The organism is Ruminiclostridium papyrosolvens DSM 2782 (genome assembly GCF_029318685.1).
In the GTDB taxonomy this organism is placed as follows: Bacteria; Bacillota; Clostridia; order Acetivibrionales; family DSM-1351; genus Ruminiclostridium; species Ruminiclostridium papyrosolvens.
Genome location: NZ_CP119677.1, coordinates 848,166 through 868,977, shown reverse-complemented (window position 1 = coordinate 868,977; position 20,812 = coordinate 848,166). Strand labels below are relative to the sequence as shown.

At 38.3% G+C, this 20,812-nt stretch carries 19 protein-coding genes; 3 read left to right on the top strand and 16 right to left on the bottom strand.

From position 1 onward, the window contains the following. Position 1 precedes the first annotated feature (1 nt). The 11 genes from P0092_RS03930 to P0092_RS03880 all read right to left on the bottom strand — a co-directional run bounded on the left by P0092_RS03930 (position 2) and on the right by P0092_RS03880 (position 9,399). Positions 2 to 895: a M23 family metallopeptidase gene (locus tag P0092_RS03930; protein ID WP_004618737.1), complete on the bottom strand. Its 894-nt coding sequence runs from the start codon at positions 893 to 895 to the stop codon at positions 2 to 4. Positions 896 to 1,044: 149 nt separating this feature from the next. Continuing rightward, positions 1,045 to 1,437, bottom strand: coding sequence for a methylglyoxal synthase (locus P0092_RS03925; RefSeq protein ID WP_004618739.1), 393 nt, complete (start codon positions 1,435 to 1,437; stop codon positions 1,045 to 1,047). A 24-nt stretch (positions 1,438 to 1,461) separates the two neighbouring features. Continuing rightward, positions 1,462 to 1,746, bottom strand: coding sequence for a cell division topological specificity factor MinE (minE, locus tag P0092_RS03920; protein WP_004618741.1), 285 nt, complete (start codon positions 1,744 to 1,746; stop codon positions 1,462 to 1,464). A gap of 14 nt (positions 1,747 to 1,760) precedes the next feature. Continuing rightward, a complete protein-coding gene (gene minD, locus P0092_RS03915; RefSeq protein ID WP_004618743.1) occupies positions 1,761 to 2,561 on the bottom strand; it encodes a septum site-determining protein MinD in 801 nt (266 codons plus the stop codon). A gap of 122 nt (positions 2,562 to 2,683) precedes the next feature. Further along, complete coding sequence (gene minC, locus P0092_RS03910) at positions 2,684 to 3,373, bottom strand: septum site-determining protein MinC (RefSeq protein WP_004618745.1); 690 nt, start codon at positions 3,371 to 3,373, stop codon at positions 2,684 to 2,686. 41 nt (positions 3,374 to 3,414) lie between these two features. Then, positions 3,415 to 5,517, bottom strand: coding sequence for a penicillin-binding transpeptidase domain-containing protein (locus P0092_RS03905; protein WP_004618747.1), 2,103 nt, complete (start codon positions 5,515 to 5,517; stop codon positions 3,415 to 3,417). 17 nt (positions 5,518 to 5,534) lie between these two features. Then, positions 5,535 to 6,047, bottom strand: coding sequence for a rod shape-determining protein MreD (gene mreD, locus P0092_RS03900; protein WP_004618749.1), 513 nt, complete (start codon positions 6,045 to 6,047; stop codon positions 5,535 to 5,537). Further along, complete coding sequence (gene mreC, locus P0092_RS03895) at positions 6,044 to 6,904, bottom strand: rod shape-determining protein MreC (RefSeq protein WP_004618751.1); 861 nt, start codon at positions 6,902 to 6,904, stop codon at positions 6,044 to 6,046. The genes mreD and mreC overlap by 4 nt, the downstream gene beginning before the upstream one ends. Before the next feature lie 44 nt (positions 6,905 to 6,948). Next, positions 6,949 to 7,971 (bottom strand): rod shape-determining protein, encoded by a 1,023-nt coding sequence (locus tag P0092_RS03890; protein ID WP_004618754.1) that lies wholly within the window; start codon positions 7,969 to 7,971, stop codon positions 6,949 to 6,951. Positions 7,972 to 7,998: 27 nt separating this feature from the next. Then, positions 7,999 to 8,688, bottom strand: coding sequence for a RadC family protein (gene radC, locus P0092_RS03885; protein WP_004618756.1), 690 nt, complete (start codon positions 8,686 to 8,688; stop codon positions 7,999 to 8,001). Positions 8,689 to 8,820: 132 nt separating this feature from the next. Further along, entirely contained in the window at positions 8,821 to 9,399 is a 579-nt protein-coding gene (locus tag P0092_RS03880; protein ID WP_004618758.1) for a Maf family protein, read from the bottom strand. A gap of 296 nt (positions 9,400 to 9,695) precedes the next feature. Here P0092_RS03880 and P0092_RS03875 point away from each other — a divergent pair, with 296 nt between their 5' ends. After that, positions 9,696 to 10,310 (top strand): adaptor protein MecA, encoded by a 615-nt coding sequence (locus tag P0092_RS03875; RefSeq protein WP_004618760.1) that lies wholly within the window; start codon positions 9,696 to 9,698, stop codon positions 10,308 to 10,310. A gap of 74 nt (positions 10,311 to 10,384) precedes the next feature. Here P0092_RS03875 and lon read toward each other — a convergent pair whose 3' ends face one another. Next, positions 10,385 to 12,730, bottom strand: a complete 2,346-nt coding sequence (lon, locus tag P0092_RS03870) for an endopeptidase La (protein ID WP_004618762.1) — start codon at positions 12,728 to 12,730, stop codon at positions 10,385 to 10,387. 102 nt (positions 12,731 to 12,832) lie between these two features. Further along, on the bottom strand, positions 12,833 to 14,575 hold the full coding sequence (pyk, locus tag P0092_RS03865) for a pyruvate kinase (protein ID WP_004618764.1): 1,743 nt from the start codon (positions 14,573 to 14,575) through the stop codon (positions 12,833 to 12,835). A 244-nt stretch (positions 14,576 to 14,819) separates the two neighbouring features. Here pyk and P0092_RS03860 point away from each other — a divergent pair, with 244 nt between their 5' ends. After that, positions 14,820 to 16,190: a sodium-dependent transporter gene (locus P0092_RS03860; RefSeq protein ID WP_004618766.1), complete on the top strand. Its 1,371-nt coding sequence runs from the start codon at positions 14,820 to 14,822 to the stop codon at positions 16,188 to 16,190. Between the two features lie 40 nt (positions 16,191 to 16,230). Here the strand turns inward: P0092_RS03860 and P0092_RS03855 are convergent, their stop codons facing one another. Together P0092_RS03855 and P0092_RS03850 are read right to left on the bottom strand one after the other, a co-directional pair. Continuing rightward, a complete protein-coding gene (locus P0092_RS03855) occupies positions 16,231 to 17,583 on the bottom strand; it encodes a citrate/2-methylcitrate synthase (protein ID WP_004618768.1) in 1,353 nt (450 codons plus the stop codon). Positions 17,584 to 17,913: 330 nt separating this feature from the next. Beyond that, positions 17,914 to 18,408 carry an SEC-C metal-binding domain-containing protein gene (locus P0092_RS03850; protein WP_004618770.1) on the bottom strand — a complete coding sequence of 165 codons (495 nt, stop codon included), beginning with the start codon at positions 18,406 to 18,408 and terminating at the stop codon, positions 17,914 to 17,916. A gap of 201 nt (positions 18,409 to 18,609) precedes the next feature. Between P0092_RS03850 and P0092_RS03845 the strand changes: the two genes are divergently transcribed. Then, the gene (locus P0092_RS03845; RefSeq protein WP_004618773.1) at positions 18,610 to 19,263 is read left to right on the top strand and encodes a DUF4397 domain-containing protein; all 654 of its coding nucleotides are present in this window, start codon (positions 18,610 to 18,612) and stop codon (positions 19,261 to 19,263) included. A 50-nt stretch (positions 19,264 to 19,313) separates the two neighbouring features. Here P0092_RS03845 and asnS read toward each other — a convergent pair whose 3' ends face one another. Further along, on the bottom strand, positions 19,314 to 20,708 hold the full coding sequence (gene asnS, locus P0092_RS03840; protein ID WP_004618775.1) for an asparagine--tRNA ligase: 1,395 nt from the start codon (positions 20,706 to 20,708) through the stop codon (positions 19,314 to 19,316). Positions 20,709 to 20,812: the final 104 nt, after the last annotated feature.

Genomic DNA, 20,812 nt, shown 5'->3' with positions numbered 1-20,812 from the left:
TTTAGTTACCTCCGTTAATAAGGTCAAAGAGCTTTCCCGGATTAATCAGCTTGTTGTCCTTCCATACTTCAAAATGCAGATTTGAACTTGACTCATCCTCGGAATTACCAACCTTTGCAATTACATCTCCTTGATTGACCTTTTGTCCTACCTTTGCAACCAGAATTGAGCAATGCCCGTAAAGAGTGGTTATACCCCCATTATGCTTTATTTTAACATATTTGTCATATTCAGGATTTGAGCCTACCTCAGTAACCTCTCCTGCCAGTGCTGCTTTAATAGATGTTCCCATATTTGCCTCTATATCAATGCCTGAATGAAATTGAGGATTACCGCTTAAAGGGTCCGTCCTTGTTCCAAAGGGTGAAATTATCTCACCTTTAATAGGAACTATAAAAGAATATTTATCTGCAATGCTCTTTATTTCAATATCGTCCAGAACCTGCATATCACTTCCCGCCACCGATTTGCTGTCAGTAGTCGCAGAACTGCTGCTTGTACCGGATGCAGGATTAGCTGTATTACTTGAATCAGTCTTATTTATAACTGCTGAAGCCTGAGTATCACTACCCTCGGCAACATCTCCGCCTTTTACCAGTTTTTGAAGCTTACCTCCATCTTCCGGCAGTTTTATCCCTAATGTATCAGCCGCACTCATAATATATTTATTTACATCATAGTTTACAGTTGTAACTACTTTAACCTTTGATACAAAGGCATCTGTTGCAGGCGTATTTGCTGCCTTGCACAAGGCAATTGCAGATAAAAAAACTACTGCAATCAGCATTCGTGCGGCTGCAATTGTTGAAATAAGATCGCTGTTTGGATTTCTTCTGTTTCTCCGGGGATTACCGGTCGGTCGGGAATATTTCGGTCTTTCAATAATTTCGTCCATTCCTTCCACCCTTTCTTTGGCTTATTAATAATTATATAAATTATATTTATCAATACGAAGGAATATTCCAAATAGAGTTTTATTGTCAACAAAAAAGATACCCTTAAATATATAGGGTATCTTTTCTATGAAAACTCGTTTCAAATTTTTTAATCCTGCCTAAGTAGTTCCCTCCACGCAAGGTCTCCACGCTCAAGACCCTTTATAAGAACCTCGGCAGATGCTATATTTGTAGCAAAAGGAATGTTGTTTACATCACAATGCTTGAATAACAGGTAATTATTATGGTCCTCTTCAATATTTGCATCCCTGAAATAAATCAGTAAATCAATTTCATCGCAAGCAATCCTGGCTGATAACTGCTGTGCACCCAGACTGCCGTACGCAAGAAGATTAACATTCAACCCTGTGGCTTTATTGATCATAATACCTGTAGATCGTGTCGCTATTATATGATGTTCATGAAGAATTGACTTGTAAGCTATACAAAAGCTTGCCATTAATTCTTTTTTGTTATCATGAGCTATAAATGCTATATTCATCTAACCAATCACTTGCCTTTGAGTTTATTTGCCTGCATTTTTTACACTTTTTATTGGAATATTTGCAATCAGAGCAGGAACCACTCTGTCGCCTTCTTCACTCTTGGTTCTGGTTAATTGTATATCAAGTGCACTCTCGTCAATTTCCATATAATGTTGTATTACCTTAATTATTTCACCCTTAACCATTTCTAAAAATTCAGGAGAAACGTTAGCTCTGTCATGAATCAGCACCAACTGAAGCCTTTCTTTGGCTACATCCTTAGACGGCTTGGATCTGCCAAAGATTTTAGAGAAATCTATCAGCATACTACTAACCCTCCTTATGTATTTTTAAATCCCAGCAATTTTCTAAACTTATTCAAAAACCCTTCATCAGTATCAAGGTTCATAATGGGTACATCTTCGCCTTGTATTCTTCTTGTTACGTTCCTGTATGCTTGTCCTGCAAGTGATTTATCATCAGTTACCGCAGGCTCACCTTTGTTAGTAGACACAACAATCTTTTCATCATCAGGTACAACACCTATTAAGTCAATAGCAAGTATATCAATGATATCGTCAATGGTCATCATATCTCCGCGCTTAACCATATCAATTCTTACCCTGTTTATCAAAAGCTTTGGATTCCTCAGTTCATTTGCTTCAAGTAACCCTACAATACGGTCAGCATCCCTTACTGCTGAAACCTCTGGAGTAGTTACTACTATTGCTCTGTTTGCTCCGGCAATTGCATTTTTAAAGCCTTGCTCTATTCCTGCCGGACAATCTATTATTATGTAATCAAATTCATTTTTTAATTCATTTACAAGATTAATCATCTGTTCCGGTGTTACTGATGACTTATCTCTTGTCTGTGCTGCGGGCAGAAGATACAAGCCTTCATATCTTTTATCCTTTATCAGGGCCTGCTTAACTCTGCAAACTCCTTCAATAACGTCAACCAAATCGTATACGATTCTGTTTTCCAGTCCCATGACAACATCCAGATTTCTTAGTCCTATATCAGTATCTATAAGTACTACTTTTTTACCTGCCAGTGCCAGGCCAGTACCAATATTGGCAGTTGTTGTAGTCTTACCTACTCCACCCTTTCCGGATGTAATTACAATTACCTCGCCCATACAGCATTGCCTCCAATTCTAAGAAGAAAATATATTAAAAGAGAAATTATTTCAAACTTATACACATTAAACTATATATTTGTTTTTTCCATTTGTCAATATTGCTGCCTTTTTGAATGGGGCTATCTTGCAGGTAAAAACCTTTCTACATAAAGGGTTTCATCCTTTATATACGCCAGTTCGGGCAAAGAATTTCCAGCTCCTCCTTTTTCATCGGGAGGACGTGTTATAATGTCTGCTATTCTCAACTGTGTGGGGTTCAGACCCAAGGCCGCCACTATAGCTTCCTTGTTTCCGTCACTGCCTGCATGTACAACTCCTCTGAGTAATCCCATTACAATTATATTTCCGGTAGCCTCGATTACTGCTCCGGGATTGACATCTCCTAAAATTACCAGATTTCCGTCAAAATTTATCAATTGCCCGGAACGGACAGTTCCTCTGTAAAACTTTGTCTGTCCTTCTTCTATTCCCTTAAAGAACATATACTTTTTTATCTGATTCTTTCTTTCAACAGGCTTGTCCGCTGAAACCTTATTAGCTGCCGCTTGAACCTGTTCCTTATCTTCTTCAAATGATTCTATTCTGGCTCCGCTTTCTCTTACAAGTATTTCCAACAGTTGGGATTTTTCTTCTTCAGTAATGCTTCTTCCTTTATACTTTACTGCAAGTTTTGCACCTCTGAAGAATTTACCTGCGGAATTCACTTTGTCCCTCATACACTGTACAATCTCACTAAATTCCGTCTCATTCTTTAAAATAATTGTCAATCCGTTTACAGTCCCTTTAAAAGTTACTGAACTTTCATCCATACTTTTAACCTCCACCTGCCTGACCCTGCGGCATATATACTTTACTTGGTCAATTGGACTATATCTGCTTTAACAGTATAATCTTTATTGTTTGTTCCGTTTGAATCAAAGTAATATTTAAGTATATCCTTTGCAATAGGTGCTGTATAAGCACCGAATACACCTCTTTCAACTACTACGGCGACAGCTATCTGAGGCTTGTCGGCAGGAGCGTAGCATATAAATAATGCATTTGAGGACTGAGTTGCTTCCCTTCCTGTTTCGGCAGTACCTGTTTTTCCTGCAACCTTTATAGGCTTTAAGTCAGTGAAAGTATTTGCCGCAGTTCCGTCTGTAGCATTGGCAACCGCTATCATGCCCTGCTGAATTGCTTTCATATTTTCATTCTTAACCGGAATTATTTCATATTCCGGCTTTGTTTCAGTTACGATAGAGCCGTCAAACTTTACAACTCTCTTTATAACGTGAGGTTTTAAATGCTTGCCTCCGTTTGCAATGGTGGCAGCATAGTTTGCAAGCTGTATTGGGGTAAAGCTGTTATACATCTGTCCGATTGATGTTTGTGCGGTGTCGGCAGCAGTCCAGGGATATGGCTCAACTTTCTTTTTATACTCTCTTGAGGAGATAATCCCCTTACTTTCACCCAAAAGGTCTATTCCTGTCTTTTGTCCCAAGCCGAATCTTTTAGCCCATTTTACTATATTATCAATTCCCACTCTGTTGCCACGATTATAAAAATAAGGATTTGATGACTTTTGTATTGCAGTTATGAGATTAACCGTTCCAAGACCTACGCCATATTGGTTGTACTCAATTGACTTTAGCGCCATACCATCATATGTTTCGTAGCCTTTATCAAAATATGTTTCGTATGGAGTTGTTTTTCCTTCCTCTAGTGCTGCAATTCCAATCAGGGGCTTAAAGGTTGAACCCGGTGTATAGATTCCGGCAATGGCTCTGTTATACTCCGAAGTTGTTGTATTTTTAGGGTCTCCCAAGTCCGCTTTTGCTTTTCTTGCAACCTTATCATCAGGGTCTGCAATAAATATGGAGGGGTCGTAACTGGGATAATTTGCCAATGCAAGTACTTCCCCCGTATTTACATCTATGGCAACTGCTGCCCCTGCAAATGCATCGTGGCGATTTTTTTTGTTGTTATTGGACTCTCGTATAAGTTTTATATTTTTTGCAAGAGAATCCATCGCTACCTTTTGGAGTCCCATGTCAATAGTTAAAACAACGTTACTGCCCGGCTTTACCGCTTCTTCACTGACAATTCTAGGCTTCCCGTTATCGTCTATCTCAACACGCCTGAAGCCGTTAGTGCCTCTCAGGTAACCTTCGGTAGTCAGTTCTACTCCCGACTTACCTATTGTATCCGTCATTTTATAGCCTGCGTCACTGTTTTTAGCCAGTTCATCAGCATCTATCGGCCCTACATGACCTATTAACTGTCCTGCATACTTCGCATCAACGTACTTCCTGCTGGGTACACTCTGTATAACTATCCCGGGAAATTCGTCACTCCGTTCTTCCAACTCTGCAATTGTGTTGGTACTGATTGAATCAGCAAGGACCGGAACCATTGATATTCCTTGGAACCTGAGAGTCATAATATCATAAGCATCCTTTTCGGAGTACTTGTCGTCAACTTTGAACACCATATCCTTGACATATTCATACACTTCTTCCGGTGTAGATTTCTGATCAAAGTCCTTGAACTCATATCCTGTCATAGTTTTAAGGGTTTTTCTTCGGTTTTGATTATTCTTCAGCATAGTTCCAAACCCCACCGGGTAGGTGAAATACTTTGAGAAAGTTTTGTTGTATGAGTCGCCATTCTTTTCAAGAACTTTTATAATTTTAAGCATCATTTCATTGAGCTTTTTTGAGCCAAGCCCTGTATCCATTAATAAAACGGAATAGCTGGTAGAATTAACAGCTACAGGAACACCAAACCTGTCAAGTATATTCCCACGTTCCGCCAGAATGGTTGTTGATCTCATTATTTTATTTTGGGACTGTGTATAGTAATTTTCCCCCTGAACCAGCTGCATGTTTGCCAACTGGTAAACCATTACAGAGAATATCAGAACAATTACTATTCCCACAATAGTGTATCTGTCTTTAAAAAACTGTTTCATTAATCTCTAAACCTCATTTAGTACCTGTTCTTTTCTTCAATCTCTAAAAATTTCCTATCCAACAATATTATAACTACAAATATAACGATACCTAATACACAGTTTACCAGTGATTCAGGTAAAATAACAGTTTTCAAGGTTGCAATAAATTCGATTTTAAGACCCAGCAAAAATGATGCAAATAAAATGGCTGACTCAAAAATATATGTAGATAAAAAAGTACAAAAAGCCATTACAAGTATATTTTCCTTGAAAAGCCTTTTGTTTATATTACCCAATAAAAACCCCAGAAGCATACCTACAAGAGCATGATATCCCAAGGCCACACCTATTACGGCATCCATGCACAACCCGGCAGAAAAGCCGACAACAGCACCGTCCGTCTTGCCTTCCAGCAGTGAAATGCTAACTATTAAAATAATCACAAGATTAGGAGATACCCCGAAAATTGCAATGTTATTCAGTAAAGTAACCTGTGCAGTTACAACTATGAATATAAGTATAGCATACAAAATTACTTTTTTTCTCATTTGTCTGCATTTTCCATTTCTGACTTTGATTGTGCTTTCTTATTTTTGAGTATTACCACCTGATTTATTCTTTTTAAATCAACCGCCGGTTGAATAATAGCATACTTGTCACGGTCACTTTCTCCGGATCTTATTTCCTTAACGGTTCCTATGGTAATACCCTTTGGGTAAATACCTCCGATTCCGGATGTTTCTATTATATCTCCCTGAATCAGGTCCAGCTCCGCAGGAATATATTCCAGCTTGCACAGACCTTCCTTTTCCAGCTTAATGTCTCCTTTTACAACAACATAATCACCACTTTTGGCAACTATGGCACTTACAGAACTGCCGTCTTCTAAAATACTTATGATTTTGGATGAGAAAGGCTGTGCAGACACTACTTTTCCAACCAAACCCTTGCTGGTAATAACCGGCATATTATAATCAATTCCGTTGGCAGACCCTTTATCCGTTAAAAAAATATTAAAGAGATTTCCGCCGTCCCGAGCTATTATATTGGCACCAACAAATTCAGATTCTGCAAGCTGATCTTTTAAATCAAAAACCTTACGCAAATCTTCATTTTCCCTTTTCAGCCTTAAAAACTCGGTTCTTTCATTATTTAACGTGTCAACTTTTTCTCTTAATTCCTTGTTTTCAGCCTGTAACTTATGAACATTGTCAAAAAGATTTATCCCATCTTCAATCTTCTGTCCCGTATACGAAAATGCTTTTTCAACAGATGTAAAGGGTACTGAAATCAAGTTCCCAATCCAGTTTATGTTACTTGCCGGATTCATGGTCAAGCCTATACACACAATAAGAATTAATATTATTATTGTAATTACCAATGCCCTGCTTTTAAAATACTTCAAGGAATTACTTCTCCTCTCTTAACCCACCCACTTAATGCTTTTAATTATTTTAATCTCTGTGGCGATAAAAGAACCTTTTTCAGTGTCTCTATTTCCTCCAGAACTTTGCCTGTTCCCAAAGCAACGCAATCCAGAGGATTTTCAGCTATTGAAACCGGCATACCTGTCTCTTGCTTTATCAGCTTATCCAAACCGTCTAAAAGTGCCCCTCCGCCTGTGAGCATTATTCCCCTGTCCATTATATCCGAAGCCAACTCAGGTGGTGTTTTCTCAAGGGTATATTTTATTGAATCTATTATGGCATTGACAGGCTCCTTCAATGCTTCATTTATTTCTGTGGAAGTTATTTCAATGTTTTTTGGCAAGCCTGTAATCAGGTCTCTTCCTCTTATCATCATTTTTTCTTCCTTTGCTTTCGGAAAAGCACTTCCTATTGTAACTTTGATTTGCTCCGCCGAACGCTCACCTATCATAAGGCTGTATTCTTTTTTAATGTAGTGGGCGATTGATTCGTCCAATTCGTCCCCGGCAATTCTCAGTGATTTACTTGTAACTATTCCACCAAGAGATATTACCGCAACCTCCGAAGTACCTCCGCCGATATCAACAACCATGCTTCCGTATGGTTCTTCTACGGGCAGCTCTGCTCCTATGGCAGCAGCCATGGGTTCCTCAATAAGGTAGGCCTCTTTTGCACCAGCCTGTAGTGTCGCATCTTCAACAGCTCTCTTTTCAACCTCTGTAACACCTGACGGAACACATATTACAACTCTTGGCTTACTGAATTTGCCTTGAGTCATAGCCTTTTTTATAAAGTACTTTATCATATTCTGAGTTATGTCAAAATCAGCTATAACACCATCTTTCATTGGTCTGATTGCTACAATATTACCCGGCGTACGACCAATCATTTCCTTTGCGGCTTCTCCTACCGCCAACACTTCGTTATTTTTAATGTTAACTGCTACAACAGACGGCTCTCTGACAACGATTCCCTTTCCTTTTACATGTACCAATGTATTCGCAGTTCCCAAATCTATACCAATATCTCTTGCAAAAAAACTCATTTAAAAAGTACCTCCTGTGTATTTTGGCTAAATAAAGCCTTTTTCTTTTAAACTCACATATCTTCCATCACCCAGTATAATATGGTCCAATACCTTTATACCCAATATGTCTCCTGCATTTACAAGTCTGTCCGTAGTCCGTACATCTTCGTTACTGGGTGTAGGATCCCCACTGGGATGATTATGTACAAATATAATACTGTTGCAGCCGCATTTCACAGCTTCGCTGAAAACCTCTCTGGGATGCACAATGGAAGCATTCAAACTGCCTGTTGAAATACTCACTATTTTTAACACCTTATTTTTTGTATCCAGTAGAATAGCTTTGAACATTTCCTTTTTCAAGTATCGCATTTCTTCCATCATAAGATTACTTACATCATCGGCACTTTTAACAAAATGTCGTACAACTCCGTTGCTCGTTGCTATTCTTTTTGAAAACTCAAGTACAGCTTTTATCTGAATCGCCTTTACTCGACCAATTCCCTTTACTTTCATAAGCTGTTCAATAGAGAGGTTGTTAAGGGAAGAAAGTCTTCCGTCCTGAGAAAGCTTTAAAACCTTCTGTGCAAGCTCTACAGCCGTGTAGGCTCTGGTTCCTGTCTTAATTACTATAGCAAGCAATTCGGCATTTGACAGGCACTCTGCCCCCACTTCCGACATTTTTTCGTAAGGCCTCTCACATATTGGAAGCTCTTTAATCTTTAACCTATCCATTGTAACCCTCGTTAATTTTCTAACGTTCTAATTAACTCACACGTCTTTTATTATACCATGCTTTTATTCCAATTACATCGTCATTTATGTGTTTAGAATCTTAATTTTAATAATCTGATGCTATAGAATTTATTATATTACACTTTCCTGAAGCTTTTCCAGCATATTGCTCAATCTGGTTAAGGGAAGTCCTACAACATTTGAATAACATCCTTTTATTCCCTTTACAAATATTGCGCCTATTCCTTGAGCTGCATAAGACCCTGCCTTATCAAACGCCTCACCGCTTTTAATATATGCTGTGATTTTTTCATCATCCAGCTCTATAAATTGCACAATGGTGGTTTCGTGTTGTACAAGCTCAATGTTGTTATCCAAGTCTAGTAAGCATATCCCCGTAACAACCTCATGTTCCCTGCCGCTAAGTTTTTTGAGCATCAAAAAAGCATCTTCGGGGTCTTTAGGCTTTCCCAAAATCTCTTGGTCAATTACTACAATTGTATCTGCACCTAAAACCAAACCGGTTTTCACTCTGCCAGACACATCTTTCGCTTTTTGATATGCCAGCTGTTCCGCTTTTTGGGCCGGAGTACCAATCAAACTGCTTATATTCTCATCAAGTTCACTTGGAATAATTTCAAATGGTAATTTTATCTGATTAAGTAAATCTTTTCTTCTTGGTGACGATGACGCCAGTACTATACTTCTCATTTATTCTTCCTCTTATGATTGCATATTTTTTTAAATATTATATATTTTTATGGGCATTATTTCAAATGTATTGTGGTCTTTGTAACGAACCTTTAATGTATTATTTACTTTGCAGTATAATATTAGTAATTGTATTATATGGTTGTATTTATAGATATTACATGTCTTTACAAAGTATATTATTAATAAATTTACTTCTCAACTATTTATTTTCGAAGTATAATATAGTAAACTATTAAAAATTAGTGTTCAGCAGGTTTTCCAGATTAAATTAATAAAAGTAAGTTGGTGATTGAATGAGAATAGAAAAAGTTAATGAAAATGTACTGAGGGTCACAATCACATTAAATGACCTGGAAGAAAGAAATATTGATATTTCTTCTCTGAATTATAATTCACCTGCCGCCCAGGAATTATTCTGGGATATGATGGAACGTGCCGAAGAAGAGTACGGGTTCGCATCAGGAGATTCTCAGTTGGTATTCGAAGCCTCTCCCGAAAACGAGGACGGATTTGTTGTAACAATAACCAAGATAGACTCGGATGGCGAATTTGAATCCATCCAAAAGTATATTAAAAGCAAGTATAAGAATTCTGATTTGAGGCAGAAAAAGAAAAAAAGCAAGGTTTGCTCTACTTTGAACATATACTGTTTTGATTCAATTGAAGACTTATGCCAGCTGGCAAAAAGGATTTATCCTCTGTACAACGGCGAAAGTGCTGTTTACAGGTTTAAAAGCAGCTATTACCTTTTGCTTGCCGGATCTTCATCCTCTCCTCAACTGGAGGTAATTCTGGAGGAGTATTCTGATCATGTGGGAAATGCCAACTTTATTGAAGGCTATCTCAATGAATACGGTGAAAGAATTATACATGAGAACGCTTTAGAAACTTTAAACGTTTATTTCTGATAAAAATCATTAAAACCGGTTGCAGCTTTAGCTGCAACCGGTTTTATATATTCCCCTGTAACCACTATCAGTTTTTACTGCTCCTTTTTATGAACAAGAGCATTTTCCAATACTGTATTCATTTCAGACGCACATATAAAATTCAGAGACTGCCTTACATTTTGAGGTATTTCTTCAATATCTTTCTCATTGTCCACCGGAAGAATTATTGTCTCAATCCCGGCTCTATGTGCCGCCAGAACCTTTTCTTTAAGCCCTCCTATTGGAAGAACTCTGCCTCTTAACGTAATTTCGCCTGTCATAGCTACTTTTCTGTTTACCGGTAATCCTGACAAAGCTGATACCATTGCCGTTGCCAATGTAATTCCGGCTGAAGGTCCGTCTTTGGGAATCGCACCTTCGGGAACATGTATGTGTATATCATTCTTTTCGTGAAATTTCTCATCTATCTTCAATTCAGTGCATCTTGACCTTATGAAACTCATAGCAGCCTTCGCTGATTCTTTCATAACGTCACCTAAATGCCCCGTAAGCTCTAACTTGCCGTTACCCTGCATAAGGTTTACTTCGATTGAAAGTGTATCTCCGCCCACCGGGGTCCATGCAAGACCGGTAGCAATACCGATTTCATCCTTTTCCCCCGCATAATCAAACCTGAATCTCTTAACTCCAAGAAATTTCTCCAGATTATTTCTGTTTACGGTTACAGATTTTTTTGATTCAGATACAATAACCTTCGCAACCTTTCTGCAAACAGAACCTATCTCTCTTTCGAGGTTTCTTACCCCTGCTTCACGAGTATAGTAATTGATAATATCTCTAACTGTTCCTTCATCTAATCTTATATTTTTCGTAGTTAGACCGTGGAGCTTGATTTGCTTTGGAAGCAGATATTTCATAGCTATATTTGCCTTGTCCTCTTCCGTATAGCTTGAAAGATTTATTATCTCCATTCTGTCAAGGAGTGGTCTCGGTATTGTATCCAAAGTATTGGCAGTAGTCAGAAACAATGCATTTGACAGATTAAACGGCAATTCCATATAGTGGTCTCTGAAAGCAAAGTTTTGTTCTGAATCCAGTACTTCCAGCATTGCAGAAGCAGGGTCGCCCCTGAAATCGCTGCTCATTTTGTCTATTTCATCCAGAAGTATCAAAGGATTGTTGGAGCCCGCCTGTTTTAAGGCTGAAATAATTCTTCCGGGCATTGAACCAACATAGGTCCTTCTGTGTCCTCTAATCTCAGACTCATCCTTAACACCACCTAAAGAAATACGCACATAGTTCCTGTTCAGAGCTTTTGCAATAGACTTTGCGATGGATGTCTTACCGACTCCTGGAGGTCCTACCAGACAAAGTATAGGGCCTTTCAGGCTGTTCTTAAGCTTTTGAACCGCCAAATATTCTATTATTCTTTCCTTGACCTTTGTGAGACCGTAATGGTCTTTCTCCAGAATTTCTTCTGCACTCTTCAAATCTATATGCTCTTGTGTTGATTTACTCCAAGGCAAATCAAATATCCAATCAAGGTAGGTTCTGATTACACCGCCTTCGGCAGAGCCTTGAGGCATCTTTAAAAGTCTGTCCAATTCCTTGTGAACCTTCTTTTCAACCTCTTCCGGAAGCCCCGCTGATTTAAGTTTATCCTTGTATTCCTCAACCTCACCGGCAATTCCCTCTCTGTCGCCAAGCTCGGTCTGAATAGCCTTCATTTGCTCGCGAAGATAGTACTCTTTCTGGAGCTTATCTATTTGCTTTCTTACTTTGGAATTTATATCTTTTTCAATCTCAAGTATTTCTGTTTCCTGATATAGAATTTCCAGTAGTTTTTCAACCCTTCTTAAAGGGTGAAATTCTGAAAGTATAGCCTGCTTCTGCTCAACCTTCAGAGGTATATTGTTTGCTATTATATCAGAAACCTGACTTATATTGCTTATCTCCACAACCGAAAGAGCTGTATCCGGTGAAACCTTTCCGCTAAGTTTTACATAATCCTCAAATGCTGAAACCAACCTTCTTTTCAAAGCCTCTACTTCATTTTCGACAAAGTCCTCTTCTTCTACCCTTGTCTCAACCACTTCTGCAATGAAAAAAGGATCATCCTGTACAATTTTCTTTATTTCGGCCCTGTTTATACCTTCAACAAGAACTCTTATTGTATCACCCTGAAGTTTAAGTAATTGCTTAACCTTTGATACAGTACCGATTGAATAAATATCATCAGCACCGGGAGAATCAGCCGAAGCATCTTTTTGTGCAACAAGAAAAATCAGTTGGTCATTGATCATTGCCTCTTCGAGTGCCTTTATGGATTTATCCCTTCCTACATCAAAGTACAAGGTCATAAAAGGGAAAACCGTTAGTCCTCTGAGCGGAAGCAGCGGTAATTGCTTTTTCTGTTTTTTTTCACTTTTGTCAGCCATGTCTATCCTCTCATTTTTCCATAAATTATACCAATTAGCATTAATTATTATAACCTTATTGACTTTCCAGTTCAACTGATAAATCCCTTTTTAAGACATTTATCAATTACATCTGATTATGAGACCTCTTTCAGAATCAATTGTTACTACTGAACCGGATTTCAATATTTTAGTAGCATTGTCAGCCCCTACTACTACAGGTATATCCAGTGCCAAACCTACTGTTGCAGTATGACATGACTGTCCGGGTTCTTCTACAACTATGGCAGAGGCTCTTTTTATTATCGGAAGCATTGAGTTATCTGTAAACGGAACAACTAATATATTTCCATCGCTGAATTTATCCATTGCTTCTTTAGCATTCTGTGCTACACATAATTCACCTGTCGCACAAGCTGTACCGATTCCCACACCCTGTACCAACACTTTACCCACAATATGCACTTTAAGTGTATTGGTGGTTCCGCTTATTCCTGCAGGCATACCGGCTGTAATTACTGCCAAATCACCGTTTTTTACAAGGCCTGATTCCAATGCCTTTTCAACACCGTTATCAAACATTTCATCCGTCGTATTTGCAACCCCTACCAGATATGGCAGTACTCCCCAAGACAAATTCAACTGTCTTTGCACCTTTGGATTTGCTGTTGTTGCAATTATCGGGCATGCAGGGCGGAATCTGGCAATCATTCTTGCTGTATGTCCGGACTGTGTAACAGTTATTATTGCAGAAGCCTTTAAGTCCAGAGCGGTGGTACAGGTTGCATGACTGATAGCGTTTGTAACGCTGGAATTAAATTCTGAACGTGCAGCAGTAAATCTCTTCCAGTAATCCATGGATCTTTCTGCCTTCTCGGCAATCCTTGCCATTACTTCAATGGTTTCAAGAGGATACTTACCTGCAGCTGTTTCTCCTGAAAGCATTACGCAGCTTGTTCCGTCAAAAATAGCATTTGCAACGTCACTTGCTTCGGCTCTTGTAGGCCTTGGATTTCTAATCATAGAGTCAAGCATCTGTGTAGCAGTTATAACAGGTTTACCCGTCTGATAACATTTTTCTATAATGTTCTTTTGGACAATCGGAACCTCTTCTACTGGTATCTCTACTCCAAGGTCTCCTCTTGCTACCATTATTCCGTCAGAAACCTTGAGAATATCGTTGAAGTTCTTAATACCTTCTCTATTCTCAATTTTTGCTATTATCAATATATCCTTGCCGCCATTCTTTTCAAGCACCTTCCTTATTTCCACAACATCGGCAGCTTTTCTGACAAATGAGGCAGCTATAATATCAAAGTCGTTCTCTATACCGAACTTTATATCGTCAATATCCTGTTTTGTCAATGCCGGCAGTCTAATTTCCGCACCGGGGACATTTATTCCCTTGTGATTCCCTACCACACCACCATTAAGAACCCTGCAGTAAATATCTTTATCCTTTATATCGGTAACTTCAAGTTCAACCAAACCATCGTTAATAAGTATCTTGCTTCCTTTTGAAACGTCCTTGTACAGCTCCTTGTAGGTAATCGTACACTTTGTCTCATCACCTGTTACATCCTTGTTAACAAGTATAAATTCATCATTTTCTACAAGTGTAACCTGATTGTCCTTAAACTTACCGGTTCTGATTTCAGGCCCTTTTGTATCAAGCAATAAAGGTATTGGAAGATTAAGTTCTTCTCTTATTTTCTTTACTAAGTCTGCCCTCTTTTTATGTTCTTCATGTGTTCCGTGGGAAAAATTCAATCTTGCCAGATTCATTCCGCCAAGCATCATATTCCTTAATACGTCTCCATTATCAGAAGCAGGCCCTAATGTACAAATTATTTTTGTTCTCCTCATTTTCGTCCTCCATATATACCATTTATTTATTTTAAAAAATATTATTATTGCTACGGTTTTATTGCACAAGTGTCTAATTTATGATATTTTATTTTTTGCTCCTTGTCTACACATGTAATTATTTTGTTATTTTGGTTATACCCATGTTTCACTTTTTTAACCTCATTAAAACTACATATCTGTATTATTATTGTCAAACTGTAAAAAATAATTATCACTAATGCTCTGGAGGTACTAAAAATTAATGGAAAAAAAATCGCAGGAAAGAGAGAGATTTTCAACAGGATTAGCAGTTTTTTTCGCAACATTAAGTTCGGCCGTGGGTTTAGGCAATATTTGGAAATTTCCTTACCTTACAGGGAATTACGGTGGTGGAGCTTTTCTCCTGATATATTTTATATGTATTGTCTTAGTAGCGCTGCCTGTTATGATAAGTGAAATGTATATAGGAAGAAAAACCCGAAAAAACCCTATCGGTGCCATAGCTGCTATAAAGTCCAGAGGGCCGTGGAAAATAATAGGGTATATGGGTATATTGTCGGCTTTTTTTATTCTTTTTTTCTACAGCTCCGTAGCAGGCTGGGTTTATTCTTATATTTTCAAAGCCTTGTCAGGAACCTTTGCGAACAGCTCTTATAAAGAATTGGACAACATATTCAATAAAACCGCTTCTTCCCCCGTTGCCCCTATTATATGGCAGTTTGTCGCTATTATAGTAGTTGCATCAATTCTGGTACTGGGAGTAAAAAAAGGAATTGAGCGAATGACTAAAGTTTTGATGCCTGTGCTGTTGATTCTTATTATAATATGTGATATACGAGCACTTACATTGCCGGGCGCCATGCAAGGAGTAGCCTTCATTTTCAAGGTAGACTTTTCCAGTATTACAAAAGAAGTTATTTTAATGGCATTAGGCCTTTCTTTTTTCAAGCTTTCTTTGGGAATGGGAACTATTATCACCTACGGAAGTTACTTTACCTCTGACAACAATATGATTGCTACTGCCGGGAAAGTTGCCGTGTCGGACACAATAGTTTCACTTCTGGCAGGTATCGCTATTTTCCCTGCTGTTTTCTCCTTTGGTATGACTCCTCAGCAAGGCCCGGGACTGTTGTTTAAAACAATACCCTTGGTTTTTTCAAAAGTTCCCTTTGGTGGAGTTCTAATAGTTCTGTTCTTTGTACTGTCAGCCATTGCAGCAACAACCGCAATGCTGTCAATGCTTGAAGTTGTGGTTACTTACTTCGTGGAAGAAAAGAAAGTATCAAGAAGAAAAGCAGTATTGCTATGTTCCACCATAGTTCTTGTTATAGGAACATTTGTTACCATGTCTCAGAATGGTGCTAACCCAGTAAGTAAAATCAAACCCTTCGGTTTAAGCTTGTTTGATTTCTTTGATCAGGCTTCTTCAAATGTATTGTTACCCCTTGGCGGGCTACTCATCGCATTGTTCGCAGGTTATGTTATAGATAAAAAGGACATGAAAACAGAGCTTTCCAATTACGGGGAGTTGAAAAACAAGAAACTTATAAGGATTTATACCTTTTTGGTAAGGTATATTACACCTGTTCTGCTGTTTATCGTCTTTATGAGTATGATAGGAGTTTGGGGATAACGCTGTAAAGCGTTTCCCCATCCTTATTGAAATAAAATGATTATCTATCTTCTATAGGCAAGAATTTTTGCGGCTTTGAAATACTCTTGTATGCAGGTCTTATTATCTTTTGCATACATACTACTTCTTCTATTCTGTGGGCACACCAGCCAACTATTCTGGCAACTGCAAATAATGGTGTGAACAGCTCTGTCGGAATTCCCAGTGCATCATATACGAAGCCTGAGTAAAGGTCAACATTGGCACAAATATTTTTAGTTGTGCCCTTTGCCTGTGCAAATACATCAGGTGCAATTCTTTCAACAGCATCGTAAAGCAGGAATTCTCTTTCCCTTCCTTTTTCAATTGCCAATTGATGCGCCTTTTCTTTTAACAGTATTGTTCTTGGGTCTGACAAAGTATATACGGCATGACCCATTCCATATATGAGACCTGCGCCGTCATAGGCTTCCTTGTTGATTATCTTTACCAGATAGCCTCTGATTTCATCATCATCTGCCCAGTCTTCAACATGTTCCTTTATATCTGTAAGCATATTCATTGCTTTAATGTTGGCTCCGCCGTGTTTCGGCCCTTTCAGAGAACCAACTGCAGCAGCAATGGCTGAGTAAGTATCAGTTTCCGTAGAAGAAACTACTCTTGCTGCAAAAGTCGAGTTGTTTCCTCCTCCATGCTCTGCGTGAAGTACAAGAGCCAAGTCAAGTATTTCAGCCTCGGACTGCGTATATTTATTATCCGGCCTAATCATATGCAGTATATTTTCAGCTGTTGACAACTCAGGAACAGGACTATGTATATACAGGCTCTGCCCTCCATAGTAATGGGACTTTGCCTGGAATCCGTATGCTGCCATTGTAGGAAATCTTGCTATCAGCTCAATACTCTGTCTCAAAAGATTTCTGGGGTCTATACCATCCGGCTCCTCATCATATGAATAAGAAACAAGTACACTTCTTGCAAGCTTATTCATTATATCTGAGCTTGGTGCCTTTAATATCATATCCTCGGTAAAGCCGCTCGGTAATGCCCTTAATCCACCCAACAAATCAGTAAATTCTGTTAATTCACTACTATTTGGAAGCTTTCCGAACAACAGCAGATAGCATACTTCTTCAAAACCAAATCTTTTCTCCTGCTGAAATCCCCTTACCAATTCAAATACGTCTATACCTCTGTAAACAAGACGGCCTTCGTCTTCTTTTCTTTCACCTTCGTACATAACGTAACCATGTACTTCACCAATTTCGGTCAATCCAACCAGAACTCCGGAGCCATCGCTGTTTCTAAGTCCTTTTTTTACGCTGTATTTTGTAAAATATTCGGGATCAATCCTGTTTGTACAATCAACTGCACTTACCATCTTATCAATGTAATCATTTAATTTTTTTTCCATATCTTCTCCATTTCCGGCATTGGCTAAAACATTTTTTATGCCATGCCCTTATTTCTCTAAAATATCCTAATTTATTTTGATCTGGTATGAATAATCAGAGGCCTGTTCTTTCATAAAAAGTTCCTAATCTATCCTAATTGTATAATAATTCATACATCAGTGCAAGTTTAATTTGTTAAAAATTCATCAATATGTATAGATATTTTTTCAAAGTCCTTGTCCCATGCATATTATAGGGAAAAATAAAGGTTTGAGTCAACCGTGGATATATACGTGATTAACTCAAACCTTTTATTTATGTGTATAATTATTCTCTAATATCAAATAATATTACTTTCCGCAACATTTCTTGTATTTTTTCCCACTTCCACAAGGACAGGGGTCATTTCTGCCAACTTTATTGCTTGAAGCAATTCCGGCCTTTCTGTATTCAGTGGTAATTTCTTTTCTTCTTTCAGCAGAAAGTATGTCTTCCCATTCAGGCAGATTGTATAACCATTCTGCTTTTGCATCCAACATATTAAAATACAGTTTCTCGTAGTCTATTTCAGCATCCAGAACTGTTGTTTCTTCAAGAGACTCAAGATCAATCTCTTGTGTAAGGCTGGTATTTATTCCGTCCAAGAAACCTGTAAATGTAACATCATCCATATTAAATGTACTTGCAAGTTCTTTTAATTCACCTTTCAAGGTCTTCAAATTGTTACCTAATATATATGCGTAGTTATCTTTTTCCTTTAAAAAATAATCTTTCCAAAAAGACTCATTTTCTTGTGGAGTTCTTTCAGCATCCGCAATATCTCTCCACTGTTCGTATATCGACATAACAACTACTCCTTTTCTTATAAAATCTCATGCTATTATACCACAAACAAATTAATCATACACTAATTATTTCATTCCCTACAATATAAAATTTTTGCAGAATTCTTTTTTATTTGATATTTATGTTAACTTTTCCTTATTACACAGCATATATTGATATATGACTACTCAAATTTATTATATAACATGGTGGTGAATTTTATGGATTATGACTTTTTTGACATTAATCAGACAGAGAGTCTGAGACAAGTGCCCGGTATTTCATATATCAGGCTGTTTCACGCTTCTCCGGGAACTCCTGCTGCTGATGTTTATGCTAATAACAAACTTATTGCCGGAGGACTTTCTTACGGACAGTTTACTGAATACATGCCATTAGCTAAAGGTACTTATAATATTGAGGTTTACCCTGCCGGACAAAAGAACACTCCAATACTGAGAATAAATCTACCCATCTCCGATAAACAGGTATTTACTCTTGCAGTAATCGGTATCCTTCCAAGAATAGGAATTCTGCCTGTTGAAGATGAATATGAGACCCTTGCCCCGGGCAGAGTCAATATCAGGTTTGCCAATCTCTCACCTAATTCCGGCAACCTCGATCTTGTATTAAGGGGAGGCCCGGCAGTATTTACAAACATAGGCTACACAGAAGTTTCCGATTACAGGAGCTTCCCTCCGGGAAGATATAACTTTTTTGTCAGGCCGTCCAACTCCACAACCAATCTCTTACTTGTGCCTGTAAATCTTCTTCCGAGAAGAAATCTGACCTTCTACTTTGTTGGAAGTCAAGGTATTCCACCCGGACTGCAAGTATACATCCCAATGGACGGTACTACTTACCTGAGAGGGTAAAGCATAAAAAGGGAGCATTCACATTTTTTTGTGAAGCTCCCTGACTTTTACTAAAATTCGCAACTGCCTGTGGTTCTTGCAAAAGGTATTACATCTCTGATATTTGTTATTCCTGTGAGATACATTATAGCTCTCTCAAAACCAAGACCGAAGCCGGCATGTTTTGTTCCTCCGTATTTACGAAGGTCAAGATACCACTGGTAATCTTCCTTGCTAAGTCCCATGTCATCCATCTTCTTTTCAAGAATATCCAGACGCTCTTCCCTCTGGCTTCCACCTATTATCTCACCTACACCGGGAACCAGAAGGTCCATAGCCGCAACAGTCTTGTTGTCATCGTTTATCCTCATGTAAAATGCTTTTATCTCTTTTGGATAATCGGTAACAAATACAGGCTTCTTGTATACCTGCTCCGTAATATATCTTTCATGCTCTGTTTGAAGATCAGCACCCCATTCAACAGGGTATTCAAACTTGTCTTTGTTCTTTTTCAATATCTCAATAGCTTCTGTATAAGTTATGTGTGCGAAATCGGAATTAACAACGTTATCCAATCTTTCTAAAAGACCTTTATCTACAAAGCTATTAAAGAATTGCATCTCTTCAGGTGCATTTTCAACAACATAATTGATAACATACTTAAGCATATCTTCTGCAAGCATCATGTCATCCTTCAAATCAGAAAAAGCAATTTCCGGTTCAATCATCCAGAATTCTGCTGCATGCCTTGCAGTGTTGGAGTTTTCAGCCCTAAAAGTAGGTCCGAAGGTGTATATGTTCTTAAAGGCCATAGCATAGGCTTCACCAGTTAACTGACCGCTTACCGTAAGACTTGTTTCCTTTTCAAAGAAATCCTGTGAATAGTCTATATCACCATTTTCAGTTCTTGGAGGATTTTTCATATCCAGTGTGGTAACTCTGAACATCTGTCCTGCACCCTCACAGTCGCTTCCTGTTATTAGGGGAGTATGGACATAAACAAAGCCTCTCTCCTGAAAGAATTTGTGTATGGCGAAAGCAGCCAGGGATCTGACTCTGAAAACAGCAGAAAAGGTGTTTGTTCTTGGTCTTAAATGTGAGATTGTCCTTAAAAATTCAAAGGAATGTCTTTTCTTCTGAAGCTGGTAGTCCGCCGGGCACAGGTTCTCAATGGATATCCTATTTGCCTTTAATTCAAAGGGCTGTTTTGCGTTTGGAGTCTCCACAAGTATACCCTCAACTTCTATGGAGGATCCTACGGAAAGTTTTGCAACCTCTTTAAAGTTTTCAAGCTTGCCTTCTTCAAATACAATTTGAAGGTTTCTAAAGAAAGTTCCGTCGTTCAACTCAATAAAACCAAAAGTTTTTGAATCCCGGACTGTTTTTACCCATCCCGGAACTGTTATAGTTTTTCCAATATATTCATCCGGCGTTCTGAATAGTTTTTTTATCTCTGAATAACTCATTTTTAACCGTACTCCTTTGTACATTTGTTTTACATAACATACTCTAGTCTATAATATGCCAAAATGTATTAAATTAAAAGTCCCTGTATAAAATTAAGTACCCC

What these genes read in the sequence shown, in the direction of transcription:
- P0092_RS03905 (WP_004618747.1), bottom strand. Translation starts at nt 5,517, where the DNA reads ATGAAACAGTTTTTTAAAGACAGATACACTATTGTGGGAATAGTAATT.
- P0092_RS03845 (WP_004618773.1), top strand. Translation starts at nt 18,610, where the DNA reads ATGGATTATGACTTTTTTGACATTAATCAGACAGAGAGTCTGAGACAA.
- P0092_RS03860 (WP_004618766.1), top strand. Translation starts at nt 14,820, where the DNA reads ATGGAAAAAAAATCGCAGGAAAGAGAGAGATTTTCAACAGGATTAGCA.
- mreD (WP_004618749.1), bottom strand. Translation starts at nt 6,047, where the DNA reads ATGAGAAAAAAAGTAATTTTGTATGCTATACTTATATTCATAGTTGTA.
- pyk (WP_004618764.1), bottom strand. Translation starts at nt 14,575, where the DNA reads ATGAGGAGAACAAAAATAATTTGTACATTAGGGCCTGCTTCTGATAAT.
- radC (WP_004618756.1), bottom strand. Translation starts at nt 8,688, where the DNA reads ATGGATAGGTTAAAGATTAAAGAGCTTCCAATATGTGAGAGGCCTTAC.
- P0092_RS03880 (WP_004618758.1), bottom strand. Translation starts at nt 9,399, where the DNA reads ATGAGAAGTATAGTACTGGCGTCATCGTCACCAAGAAGAAAAGATTTA.
- minD (WP_004618743.1), bottom strand. Translation starts at nt 2,561, where the DNA reads ATGGGCGAGGTAATTGTAATTACATCCGGAAAGGGTGGAGTAGGTAAG.
- P0092_RS03855 (WP_004618768.1), bottom strand. Translation starts at nt 17,583, where the DNA reads ATGGAAAAAAAATTAAATGATTACATTGATAAGATGGTAAGTGCAGTT.
- P0092_RS03850 (WP_004618770.1), bottom strand. Translation starts at nt 18,408, where the DNA reads ATGTCGATATACGAACAGTGGAGAGATATTGCGGATGCTGAAAGAACT.
- asnS (WP_004618775.1), bottom strand. Translation starts at nt 20,708, where the DNA reads ATGAGTTATTCAGAGATAAAAAAACTATTCAGAACGCCGGATGAATAT.
- P0092_RS03930 (WP_004618737.1), bottom strand. Translation starts at nt 895, where the DNA reads ATGGACGAAATTATTGAAAGACCGAAATATTCCCGACCGACCGGTAAT.
- minE (WP_004618741.1), bottom strand. Translation starts at nt 1,746, where the DNA reads ATGCTGATAGATTTCTCTAAAATCTTTGGCAGATCCAAGCCGTCTAAG.
- minC (WP_004618745.1), bottom strand. Translation starts at nt 3,373, where the DNA reads ATGGATGAAAGTTCAGTAACTTTTAAAGGGACTGTAAACGGATTGACA.
- P0092_RS03925 (WP_004618739.1), bottom strand. Translation starts at nt 1,437, where the DNA reads ATGAATATAGCATTTATAGCTCATGATAACAAAAAAGAATTAATGGCA.
- lon (WP_004618762.1), bottom strand. Translation starts at nt 12,730, where the DNA reads ATGGCTGACAAAAGTGAAAAAAAACAGAAAAAGCAATTACCGCTGCTT.
- P0092_RS03875 (WP_004618760.1), top strand. Translation starts at nt 9,696, where the DNA reads ATGAGAATAGAAAAAGTTAATGAAAATGTACTGAGGGTCACAATCACA.
- P0092_RS03890 (WP_004618754.1), bottom strand. Translation starts at nt 7,971, where the DNA reads ATGAGTTTTTTTGCAAGAGATATTGGTATAGATTTGGGAACTGCGAAT.